The organism is Glutamicibacter sp. AGC46 (assembly GCF_053543715.1).
Window position 1 is genome coordinate 412,369 of the sequence record NZ_JBLVOJ010000025.1, and the last position, 10,122, is coordinate 422,490.

Consider the following 10,122-nt stretch of genomic DNA (forward strand, 5'->3'; position numbering starts at 1 on the left):
GATCCAGGGCGAGCCCCTCGCCGGCGCCTGCTAGTTGTTCTTGCACTGGGCCAGGGCCTACTTGGCGGCCACCGGCAGCAGGCCGGTTTCGGCCAGGATCCCGCGGATCGCGGCGGCCTCGGAGGCATCCAGCGACGCCATCGGGGCGCTCATGGCGTTATTGGCGATGATGCCCAGTTCCACCAGGGCGGTCTTGAAGGCGCCCAGGCCTGCAGCCCCTGGCGACACCCGGGAAGCATCCGGGGTGTAGACGATGTCGAAGACGCGGGCCAGGCGGTCCTGCTCGGCCGCGGCGCCGGTCCAGTCGCCGGCCACGGCCAGGTCGAACAGGCGGCGGTAGCCCGCTGGGTCAACGTTGCCCAGGCCCGGGACCACGCCGTGGGCTCCGCCCAGCAGTGCCCCGTCGACGACGACCTCATGGCCGGTGAACACCGAGAAGCCCTCGATGTCCTTGGTGGCCAGCAGCAGCTGGCGGAAGGACACGTCGTCGCCCGAGGAGTCCTTCACGCCCACGATGGCGCCGGACTGCGCCAGCCGGATGGCCACATCCAGCGGCAGCTTGTGGTGGGTGCGCACCGGCACGTCGTAGGCGAAGATGTCGACCTGCAGGGCGTCGTGGATGGCGGTGAAGTGCGCTTCGATCTCCGGGCCGTTGGAGATGGCATAGAACGGGGTGGTGACCACCAGCGCGTCGGCGCCCAGGGCGATCAGGCGCTGGCCCTCGTCGATGACGCGGGCGGTGGTCTGCTCGCTGGCACCGACCAGCACCGGCACGCGGCCAGCGTTGGCGGCCACGATCCGGGCGAGTACCGCGTCGCGGTCGGCATTGGCCAGGTAGGGCACCTCGCCGGAGGAACCGAGCACGAACAGGCCGGCCACTCCCCCGTCGATCAGGTGTTCCACCACGGCGTCCAGGCCGGCGGTGTCAATGGCGCCATCGGCGGTGCGCGGGGTGATGACCGGCGGGATGACGCCGGAGTACTTCGGGTTGTTCGTGTAAGCCACGGGGATTCGGTCTTTCTCTAGGTGCCGCAAGTGCGGCGATTGGTTAGTGCTCCAGCAGTGCCGGGGCAGCACCCAACAGGGTGCGGGTGTAGTCATTGGTGGGCGCGTCGAATACCTGTGCGGCATCGCCTCGCTCGACGATTTGCCCGGAGTTCATCACGCAGATGGTGTCCGACACATAGCGCACGGTCTGGATATCGTGGGAGATGAACACCATGCCCAGGTTCAGCTCGGATTTCAGGTCGGTGAGCAGGTTCAGCACCTGCGCCCGCACCGAGACATCCAGCGCGCTGGTGGGCTCATCGGCCACGATCACCGCAGGTTCCAGGGCCAGCGCCCTGGCGATGGCCACGCGCTGGCGCTGGCCGCCGGAGACCTGGCTGGGCAGGGCCGAGGCCGCCGAAGCCGGCAGGCCCACCACCTCAAGCAGTTCCAGCGCCTTGGCCTTGCGCGAAGCATCGCTGCCGATGCCATGCACGCGCAGCGGGTCGGTGAGCGTGTCCATGATCGACATGCGCGGATTCAGCGCGGTGGCCGGGTCCTGGAAGACCACGCCCACGCTGCGCCCGAACTCCTTGCGGCCTGCGGCGTTGCGCTTGCCCACCGGCTTGCCGTTGAACAGCACCTGCCCGCTGGTGGGTTCCTGCAGTCCCACCAGCACCGAGGCCAGGGTGGACTTGCCGCAACCGGATTCGCCCACGATGCCCACGGTCTGCCCGCGGTGCACCGCGAAGTCCACCCCGTTGACGGCCTTGATCAGGCGCGGGGAGAACAGCTTGCCGCCGCGGATCTTGTGGTGCACGTGGATATCCTGCAGCTCGATGATCGCGTTGCTCATTTGCTGGCTCCTTGAAGGTGGCTGCCATTGCCCTGGTGGCTGGCCCAGCGGTGCTCGCTGCCGGCGTCCACCGGGACGAAGGACAGGTGCTGGTCCGGGGCGGCGCCGGCACGCTGCGAACGCTCGGCGAAGCGGTCGCCGGCGGCGAAATCGTACGGGCTGGGGACGGTGCCCGGGATCTGGTGCAGGCGTTGCGCCTTCGACTCGATGGAGAGCACCGCGCCGAGCAGGCCCTGGGTGTATTCGTGATGCGGGTCAGAGAGCACCTCGCTGATCGGACCGGACTCCACCACCTGGCCGGCGTACATCACGGTGACCCGGTGGGCCAGCGAGGCCACCAGTGCCAGGTCGTGGGAGACGAAGACCATCGCGAAGCCCAGCTGCTCGCGCAGCTCGTTGAGCAGGTCGACCACCTGCTTCTGCACGGTGACATCCAGCGCGGTGGTCGGCTCGTCGCAGACCACCAGCTTGGGGCTGCGCGAGAGGGCCATGGCGATCAGCACGCGCTGGCGCTGGCCGCCGGAGAGCTCATGCGGGTAGGAGCGCAGGGTGCGCTTGGCATCCAGCTTGACCAGGGCGAGCAATTCCTCGGGGGTCTTGCGTCCGCCGCGGCGGGTGAGCTGGCGCAGCTGGTCGCCGATGAGCATCGAGGGGTTCAGGCTGGACAGCGCGTCCTGGTAGACCATCGCGATCTGCTCGCCGCGCAGGCCCTTGTAGACCTTGTCGTCCCCGGCCAGGGTGCCGCCATCGGCGGTGGCCGGCAGCAGCTCCCGGCCCTCGAAGGTGATGGAGCCGGACAGCTTGGCGCTGCCGGGCATCAGGCCCATGATGGCCAGCGAGGTGATGGACTTGCCGCAGCCGGATTCGCCCACCAGCGCCATGGTTTCGCCCTCGCGCACCGCGAAGGAGACATCCTGCACGATCGGGGTGTCCCCGTAGCGCTCCGGGAAGCGGATGGACAGGTTCTTGACCTCCAGGATGGTGCGCGGCGCGCCCTGGGAGGTATCGAGCACCAGGCGGGCGGTGCGCTGGGCCTCGGCCGCTGCCAGCAGGTCCAGTTCCCCGCGCAGCCGCTCGGCGGCCTGCGGGTCCGCGGCCGCCTTGGCCTTGGCCAGCGCAGGTTCGCCGTTCTTCTTCGCCTGCTTCCTGGCCGAGCCCTTGGTGTTCACCAGCGCATCGGTCATGCCTTCGGCCAGCATGTTCAGCGCCAGCACGGTCAGCAGGATCACCAGGCCGGCGAAGGTGGTCGCCCACCACGCGCCGTTGAGCACCAGGGTGCGGCCGTAGGAGATCACGTTGCCCCAGCTCGGGGCCGGATCCTGGATGCCTGCGCCGAGGAAGGACAGGGATGCTTCGAGGATGATCGCGTCGGCCACCATCACGGTGGCGAAGACCATCACCGGGGCCGCGCAGTTGCGCAGCACGTGGGTGCCCAGGATGTAGAAGCGCCCGGCGCCGATCACGCGTTCGGCGCGCACATAGTCCTCGCCCCATTGGGCCAGCACGTTGGCACGGACCACCCGGGCGATCTGCGGGGTGTAGATGATCGCGATGGACAAGATGATCACCGGCAAGGTGTTGCCCAGCGAAGCCAGCAGCGCGGCGGCCAGGGCGATGCCCGGGAAGGCCATCACCATGTCCATGATGCGCATGATCGTCTCATTGGCCCATTTGGCGCTGGTGGCGGCCAACGCACCGAGCAGCCCGCCCATGACCAGTGCCAGCGCCACCGACCCCAGGCCGACCAGCAGCGAGGCTTGGGCGCCGAAGAGCAGGCGCGAGTAGATGTCGCGGCCCAGCCGGTCGGTGCCGAAGAAGTGCTCGGCGCTCGGCTTCTGCGCCGGGATTCCGGTGGCCAGCGGGTCGTGCGGGGCGATCAGCGGGGCGAAGAGGGCCACCGCGGCGATGGCCAGCAGGAAGGCCAAGGCGATTTTGGAGCCTGCCGGCAGCGCCTTGAAGCGGGCGCCGGACTCGGAAAGGCGGTTCACGAGGTTGTTGCGTGGGGCCATGATGCTCATCCCTACACCGTCCTAATTCGTGGGTTGATCAGCAGGTAGAGCAAGTCGACGATGATGTTCACGAGCACGAAGGTGATCGCGATGGTCAGCGTGACGCCCTGGACCAGGTTGGTGTCCTTGTTGGTAATGCCGTTCATGATCAGCTGTCCCATGCCGGGCAGGGAGAAGATCATCTCGATGACCACCGCACCGCCCAGCAGGTAGCCGATGCGCAGCCCGAGCACGGTCACCGGGGTGACCAGGGCGTTGCGCAGCACGTTCTTGGAGATCACTTCGCCGCGCGGCACGCCGTTGCCGATGGCGGTGCGCACGTAGTCGCGGTCCAGTTCCTCGACCATCGAGGTGCGCACCACGCGGGTGAGCGAGGCGGAGACCGGGATGGCCAGGGCCAGGGCCGGCAGCGCCATATGCAGCAGCCAGGTGCCCGGGCCCGATCCTTCGGGGGCCGCTCCCCCGGAGGGGAACAGCGGGCTGGAACCCAGGGCGAACCACTGGATGAGCAGGATGCCCAGCCAGAAGGACGGGGTGGCGATCGCCGCGATGGAGAAGATGCGGACCAGCTGGTCCGGCCAGCCATCGCGGTACAGCGCACCGAGCAGGCCGAAGGCCAGCGAGATGACCACGGCGATGACCACGCCCAGGAAGGTCAGCTGCAAGGTCAGCGGGAACGCGCCGGCGATCATCTGGGAGACCGATTGGGCCGGCGGGGTGGTCAGGCCGAAGTCCAGGCGGATGAGCCGGCCGATGAAGCTGATGTACTGGACCACCAGCGCGTCGTTCAGGCCGCGTTCCTCGCGGTAGGCCTCTTTGGCGGCCTCGGAGGCGCCCTCGCCCAGCGCGGAGGTGGCTTCATCGCCCGGGGCCAGCTTCATGATGATGAAGACCATGGCGGAGATGCCAAGGACCATCACCGGCAGCGCGGCCAGGCGGCGTAAGAGCAGGTTGAGGAAATTCCCCATGGAGTAGCTCCGTCGAGTATCGAAGTGTGCAGGTCATTGCGCTGGGCGGGCCGGGCGGCACGGCGGGGGTGCCGTGCCTCCCGGCCTGCTGCGCGGGGCCGGGGCCAGCTAGGCCTTGCGGTTCACGCCGACAAAGGAGATGCCGGTGGTTGGCAGCGGTGCGAAGCCTTCCAGCGCGTTTTCGTCCCAGGCCGATGGCAGCTGGCGGTGCAGCACCGGGTAGAGCGGGGCCTGGTCGGCGACGATGTTGATCGCCTTGCCCCACGCCGCCATGGCCTTGTTCGAATCATCGGTCTGGATGGCCGCGTCCAGCTGCTTCTGCAGCTCCTTGTATTCGGGTGCATCGTTCCAGCGGAAGCGGTTCTTCGGCCAGACATCGCCTCGGTAGAACCAGCTCATCAGCAGGTCCAGGTCGTTGCCGAAGACCGATGGGTCGCCCGGGGCGGCCACCACCGAGAAGGTGCCGCTGTCCACGTTGTCGGTGTACAGCGCGCCGGACTGCAGGTTCTTCATGGTGACCTTCACGCCCGGGATCTTGTTCCAGGATTCGAGGATCAGCGGGGCGATGTCCTTGACCCACGAGGTGTCGGTGGTCAGCAGCTCGAATTCCAGCTTGTCCACGCCGGCTTCGGCCAGCAGCGCCGCGGCCTTCGCCGCGTCGTAGCCGTAGACCGTATCCGCCTTGATGTACTGCGGGTGGCTTTCTTGCACATAGGAGCTGGCAGCCTTGGCGTTGCCCAGCAGCGCGGTGCTGATGATCGACTCGGTGTCCAGGCCGTAGTGCAATGCCTGGCGGACCAGCGCGTTGTCGAATGGCTTCTTGGCGCAGTTGAACATCAGGAACAGCAGGCCGAAGGAATCGGCGCTCTTCACCGTGGCCTTCGAAGCCAGGCGGTCCATATCCAGGTACGGCACGTCCTCGATGGCCTGCACGCGGCCCGATTCCATGGCGGTCACGCGGGCGGCCGCGTCGGAGAGCAGGAACCAGGTCATGCCGCTGGCGGTCGCCGGGTACTTGCCGTTGTAGTCCTCGAACTTCTCGAAGACGATCTTGTCGTCCTTGGTGGCCGAGACCAGCTTGTACGGGCCGGTGCCGATCGGTGCGGCGTCGAAGGCGGCCTGGTCCTTGGAAGCCACGGCCTTCGGCACGATCTTGACCACCGAGATGCGGGTCGGGAACAGCGGGAAGGCGTAGTTCAGCGTGAACGCCACGGTCTTCTCGTCCTTGGCCTTCACCGACTTGATGAAGGGGATGAACTGGGCGAACAACGAGGCGTTGCCGGTGTCCAGCACCCGCTCGAAGGAGTAGACGACGTCCTGGATGGTGACCGCTTCCCCGTTGTGGAAGGTGGCCCCGTCGCGCAGGGTGATTTCCCAGCTGGTGTCGTCAATCTGCTTCGGTTCTGCCGCGGCCAGCGCCAGGTACGGTTCGCGGGTGGCCGGGTGCAGGTCCACCAGGCCTTCGAAGATGTGCATGTTGGCGGCGAACGGGGTCGCGCCGGAGGAGGTCATCGGGTCGAAACCGGTGGACAGGGCGTAGGAAATGCCTGCCTCGATGGTGCCCGTGCCGGCAGCTGCGGTGCTGCCCGCGCCACCGCTGGCTCCTGGGGAGCAGGCGGCCAGGCTGGCCGAGAATGCCGCAGCAGCGCCAACCATGCCGGTGATCTTCAGGAAATCTCGTCGTGCAAAGGGCTTGTTGGCTACTTCGTTCAAAGCCATTCTTGCCACCTCCAGGAAAATGAGTGAGTGTTGTAGGACGTAGGATGTCCGATCTATGGTCTAGACTGTAGTGGACGTCACGCCGCATGGTCAACTGCGTCACATGAACTTCTCCGCCCGCCGAGGAAAGCAGGATCCGTTGAGCACGATGCCAGCCCGCCGATCAGATGCCCGTGCCCGCCTGCGCGCGCTGACCAATGACATCACCGCGCTGATCCTGGAACGCGGATTGCTGCCCGGGGACCCGCTGCCCACCGAGCAGGAACTCATGGCCGAGCTGGGTGTGGGGCGCAATTCCCTGCGCGAGGCGATCAAGGTGCTCCAGGCCCTGGGCATCATCGACACCCGCCACGGTTTCGGCATGTTCGTGGCCGAGGAAAACCTCAACGCCCTGCATGACTCCCTCGCCTTCCGCGGGCAGATGTCGCTGCGCCACCATGGCCATGAGGCCAGCGAGCTGGTCGATGTCCGCCAGGCACTGGAAACCGGCCTGATCGGCCTGGCCATCCGCGCGGTCACCGACGAGCACCTGGAGGCCTTGGAGCAGTGCGTAAGCCAGATGGAGCAGCACGCGGCGCGCGAGGAGACCTTCGTCGAGCAGGACAAGGCCTTCCACCGCATCCTCTTCGAGCCGCTGGGCAACCAGCTGCTGACCAACCTGCTCGGAGTGTTCTGGGATGTCTACCGCACCATCTACGATGCGATCGACTCCGATCTGGAAATCACCCAGCCGGCCAAGACCGCCCAGGACCACCGCGATATCCTCGATGCGGTGCGCGCCAAGGATGTGGAAACCGCCCGGCAGCTGATCTCCGAGCACTTCCATGGGATTCGCGCCCTGCTGGCGAGCCGGGAAGTTTAGCAAAAAGAACCCTAAAGCATTCCTTTCACAGCTAAGCTGGGGTGGTGGACACACTTCAACGCTATGCACCCAATGAAAACCTCAGGCGCGACGAAGCGGCCTGGCGCGCACGGAATATCGAATGGCACTTCGCCGAGGTCCAGCTCGATCTTTCCAATGCCACCGATCGCACAGCCACCAGCTTCAGCTCGATCACCACGCTGAACTTCAGCTCCAAGGATCCGGCGGCCTTCATCGACTTCATCCACGAATCCGTGGACGAGGTACTGGTCAACGGCACCGCGATCGACCTGGAATCCGCAGTGCTCGATGCACGCATCTACCTCGATCAGCTGCGCACCGACGTGCCGAACACCGTGAAGATCACCGGACGGGCGATCTACTCGCGCTCCGGCGAGGGCCTGCACCGCTTCGTGGATCCGCAGGATGGCCAAACCTACCTCTACACCCAGTTCGAGCCTTCCGAGGCGCGCCGGGTCTTCGCCTGCTTCGAGCAGCCCGACCTGAAGACCAGCTACCGCTTCACCCTCACCGGCCCGGCAGCCTGGCATCTGGCCAGCAACCAGCCGATCGTCGATGAGGTACTGCACGATGACGGCACCAAGACCGTGGCCTGCGCCCCGACTCCCCCGATCTCCAGCTACATCACCGCGGTGCTGGCCGGACCGTACCACGTGGTGCGCGGCGAGCATCTCCAGCGGCTGGATGACGGCGAAGAGCTGAGCATCGAGATGGCCGCCACCTGCCGCGCCTCGCTGGCCGGGCACTTCGACGGCGACGAGATCATCAAGCTGACCAGCCAGGGCCTGGACTACTACCACCAGCTGTTCGACTACCCCTACCCGTGGGGCAAGTACGACTCGGCGTTCGTGCCGGAGTACAACCTCGGCGCCATGGAAAACCCGGGCCTGGTTACCTTCACCGAACGCTACGTCTTCACCTCGCATGCCACCGAAGGCCAGTACGAGCAGCGCGGCAACACCCTGATGCACGAAATGGCGCACATGTGGTTCGGCGACCTGGTCACCATGAAGTGGTGGGATGACCTGTGGCTCAAGGAATCCTTCGCCGACTACATCGGCACCCTGGCCAACGACGAAGCCAGCGATTTCACCACCGCGTGGACCACCTTCGCGGCGCGCCGCAAGGCCTGGGCCTACGTGGCCGACCAGATGCCCACCACCCACCCCATCGTGGCCGACATCCCGGACCTGCTGGCCGCGGACCAGAATTTCGATGGCATCACCTATGCCAAGGGCGCCAGCGTGCTCAAGCAGCTGGCCGCCTTTGTCGGCGCCGAGGCCTTCCGCGACGCCGCCCGCGCCTACTTCCGCAAGCACGCCTACGGCAATACCTCGCTGGATGACTTCCTCGAAGCGCTCGAAGCGGCCAGCGGCCGCGATATGGGCCAGTGGGCGGATGCCTGGCTGAAGACCAGCGGCGTGCCGAAGCTGCACGTCGAGTACACCACCGATGCCGGCGGCACCATCACCGCGGCATCGCTGATCCAGTCGGGCACCGATCCGGTCACCGGGCAGAAGATCGCCCGCCCGCATGTGCTTTCGGTCGGCGCCTACCAGCTGGACGGGAGCCAGCTGGTGCGCACCGACTCGGTGGACGTGGAGCTCTCCGGCGAATCGGCGGCCCTGGACTTCCTAGTCGGACGCCGGATCCCGGATCTGCTGCTGCCCAACGACGGCGATGAGACCTATGCGCTGATCGAATTCGACCCGGTTTCGCGTGCCACCTTGCTCGGCCACCTCTCGGGCCTGGGCGACTCGCTGCCCCGCGCCACCTGCTGGGCGTCGCTGTGGGATGCGGTGCGTTCGGCCACCTTGGATGCGCAAAGCTACGTGCAGGCGATCCTCGATCACGCGCACGCCGTCACCGACGCGGGCGTCTTCGGGGTGCTTACTGACCAGTTGGCCACCTCGATTTCCAAGTACGTTGCCCCCGAGCTGCGCGCGGAGCTGCGCCAGAAGGCCGCCGCAACCCTCACCGGGTGGCTCACCCGGTTCGAGGCCGGCGGAGACCAGCAGACCACCACCGCGCGCACCCTGGTTCGCCTGGCCCGTGCCGGCGTGGCTCCGGAGGTGCTCGACGCCTTCCTGGGCGAGCAGCCCAATGCCTACCAGGTCACCGTCGATGAGCAGCTGCTGTGGGGTTCCTACATCGCGCTGGCCGCTTCCGGCCGGCTCGACGAGGCCGCCGAGGCGTCCATGCACGAAGCGGCCAAGGCCAATCCCACCAGCGTGGCGCAGAATTCGGTTCGCACCGCGCTGGCGGCGCGCCCGGACCCGCAGGCCAAGGACACCGCTTTCGACACCGTGCTGATGGCGCGCGATGAACACGGAGAGCTGTCCAACGATGCCCTCTCGGCCACCGCACTTGGCTTCACCATGGGTTCCTCCGCCCTGCTGGCACCGTTCGAGGAACGCTACTGGGCCGCGATCCTGCCGGTCTTCGAGACCATGGGCATGGAATTCGCCACGCGCGTGATCGAGGGGCTGTATCCAGGGCACCAGGATCTCCAGGGCGCCATCGAGCAGAACCATGCACTGGCTACCGCGACCAGCTGGCTGGAACGCCATGAGAGCGCACCGGCCGCCCTCAAGCGCATCCTGCTTGAGGAACGCGCAGAACTGGAACGCTCGCTGAAGGCCCAGGCCTACAGCCGCACCAGCCGCTAGGCGCTGGCCCTCCGAAGCCGGCCCCCGGCTC

General features: G+C 66.9%; 7 protein-coding genes. 2 read left to right on the plus strand and 5 right to left on the minus strand.

Translation table 11 applies throughout. From position 1 onward, the window contains the following. Positions 1–57: 57 nt before the first annotated feature. From ACNPM8_RS16915 to ACNPM8_RS16935, 5 genes are all read right to left on the minus strand, one after another. The gene (locus ACNPM8_RS16915; RefSeq protein WP_448940260.1) at positions 58–1,005 is read right to left on the minus strand and encodes a dihydrodipicolinate synthase family protein; all 948 of its coding nucleotides are present in this window, start codon (positions 1,003–1,005) and stop codon (positions 58–60) included. A 43-nt stretch (positions 1,006–1,048) separates the two neighbouring features. Beyond that, positions 1,049–1,843: an ABC transporter ATP-binding protein gene (locus ACNPM8_RS16920; protein WP_448940261.1), complete on the minus strand. Its 795-nt coding sequence runs from the start codon at positions 1,841–1,843 to the stop codon at positions 1,049–1,051. Continuing rightward, the gene (locus tag ACNPM8_RS16925; RefSeq protein WP_448940262.1) at positions 1,840–3,861 is read right to left on the minus strand and encodes a dipeptide/oligopeptide/nickel ABC transporter permease/ATP-binding protein; all 2,022 of its coding nucleotides are present in this window, start codon (positions 3,859–3,861) and stop codon (positions 1,840–1,842) included. The genes ACNPM8_RS16920 and ACNPM8_RS16925 overlap by 4 nt, the downstream gene beginning before the upstream one ends. Positions 3,862–3,863: 2 nt before the next feature. Next, the gene (locus ACNPM8_RS16930) at positions 3,864–4,820 is read right to left on the minus strand and encodes an ABC transporter permease (protein WP_332488901.1); all 957 of its coding nucleotides are present in this window, start codon (positions 4,818–4,820) and stop codon (positions 3,864–3,866) included. A 108-nt stretch (positions 4,821–4,928) separates the two neighbouring features. Further along, positions 4,929–6,539 carry an ABC transporter substrate-binding protein gene (locus tag ACNPM8_RS16935; RefSeq protein WP_133833396.1) on the minus strand — a complete coding sequence of 537 codons (1,611 nt, stop codon included), beginning with the start codon at positions 6,537–6,539 and terminating at the stop codon, positions 4,929–4,931. A 103-nt stretch (positions 6,540–6,642) separates the two neighbouring features. Here ACNPM8_RS16935 and ACNPM8_RS16940 point away from each other — a divergent pair, with 103 nt between their 5' ends. Together ACNPM8_RS16940 and pepN are read left to right on the plus strand one after the other, a co-directional pair. Next, complete coding sequence (locus tag ACNPM8_RS16940; RefSeq protein ID WP_448940263.1) at positions 6,643–7,401, plus strand: FadR/GntR family transcriptional regulator; 759 nt, start codon at positions 6,643–6,645, stop codon at positions 7,399–7,401. Positions 7,402–7,445: 44 nt separating this feature from the next. Further along, positions 7,446–10,091, plus strand: coding sequence for an aminopeptidase N (pepN, locus tag ACNPM8_RS16945; protein WP_448940264.1), 2,646 nt, complete (start codon positions 7,446–7,448; stop codon positions 10,089–10,091). Positions 10,092–10,122 lie beyond the last annotated feature (31 nt).

Excerpts from the sequence above, each read along its gene's own strand:
- ACNPM8_RS16920 (WP_448940261.1), bottom strand. The coding sequence starts at position 1,843 with ATGAGCAACGCGATCATCGAGCTGCAGGATATCCACGTGCACCACAAG.
- ACNPM8_RS16925 (WP_448940262.1), bottom strand. The coding sequence starts at position 3,861 with ATGAGCATCATGGCCCCACGCAACAACCTCGTGAACCGCCTTTCCGAG.
- ACNPM8_RS16935 (WP_133833396.1), bottom strand. The coding sequence starts at position 6,539 with ATGGCTTTGAACGAAGTAGCCAACAAGCCCTTTGCACGACGAGATTTC.
- ACNPM8_RS16930 (WP_332488901.1), bottom strand. The coding sequence starts at position 4,820 with ATGGGGAATTTCCTCAACCTGCTCTTACGCCGCCTGGCCGCGCTGCCG.
- ACNPM8_RS16940 (WP_448940263.1), top strand. The coding sequence starts at position 6,643 with ATGAACTTCTCCGCCCGCCGAGGAAAGCAGGATCCGTTGAGCACGATG.